Origin of the sequence: Burkholderia sp. BCC1638 (assembly GCF_902833195.1) — a bacterium.
In the GTDB taxonomy this organism is placed as follows: Bacteria; Pseudomonadota; Gammaproteobacteria; order Burkholderiales; family Burkholderiaceae; genus Burkholderia; species Burkholderia diffusa.
This window is the reverse complement of the sequence record NZ_CADFEC010000090.1, coordinates 1-780: the sequence shown is the minus strand read 5'-3', so window position 1 is coordinate 780 and position 780 is coordinate 1. Positions and strand designations below refer to the sequence as shown.

Here is a 780-nt window from a genome sequence, read left to right as displayed (position 1 = left end):
CGGTGTCGGTCAACTCGCGCGTGTCGGGCCAACAACAGGCTCTTTTGCATTGGAAACGCGCCGAAAGCGCTACGCAAGAGCCAGTGCAGACCCTCGTCCAGGCTCCTGTTCCATTGGAAAGCGCTGGCGCGGCATTCCTTGCAATCTCTGACACTGTGTTGGCAACTATTTCGGTAGTTTACGGCGTGAGAGACCATCATTCCGCACGCTAACACGAACGAAAAAGAATCGCGAAAGCTCGGCAGCATTGGTTTCGGCTGGTGAGCATTTCCGCGCTTGCGTGAAACGTTCCGTATCTACTCGTTCGACGTTCGAAAGGAGCGTCTGCCGCATCCATGAATAAGAACCAATATCGTCTGGTATTCAGCCGCATCCGGGGTATGTTGATCGCAGTCGAAGAGACTGCCAGTTCGTCGGGCAAGGCGAGCAGTGGGGAAACCGTCCGGGGCGCTGGAGATAGTTTGCGGCTTGCGGTGGCGCAATTCGCGCTGCGTCACGCAGCGTTCGCGGCGCTGATCGTCTCCGGGGTTGCGCCGATGTGGGTCAATGCACAGGTGGTGGGTGCCGGCGCGAATGCACCGTCAGTCATCCAGACGCAAAACGGTCTTCAGCAAGTCAACATTACCAAGCCGAGCGGCGCGGGCGTGTCGCTGAATGTTGATTTCCACCGAGTCTTAACCCACCGATTTCATCTAAATCTGACCCACCCCGAGACAGCGTAGTACATCTATTCCGGTGTGGATAACTCTTCGTTACCTGCTGGTTTTGCCGCTCTTTTTC

General features: G+C 56.4%; 2 protein-coding genes. Both read left to right on the top strand.

All coding sequences use genetic code 11. The features are described from left to right. A partial coding sequence (locus HWX22_RS31845) for a hypothetical protein (RefSeq protein ID WP_208456505.1) occupies window positions 1-212 on the top strand: 212 nt, incomplete at its 5' end. A 123-nt stretch (window positions 213-335) separates the two neighbouring features. Then, window positions 336-722 (top strand): ESPR-type extended signal peptide-containing protein, encoded by a 387-nt coding sequence (locus tag HWX22_RS31300; protein ID WP_175916996.1) that lies wholly within the window; start codon window positions 336-338, stop codon window positions 720-722. The last annotated feature ends 58 nt before the right edge of the window (window positions 723-780 follow it).

Excerpts from the sequence above, each read along its gene's own strand:
- HWX22_RS31300 (WP_175916996.1), top strand. The coding sequence starts at position 336 with ATGAATAAGAACCAATATCGTCTGGTATTCAGCCGCATCCGGGGTATG.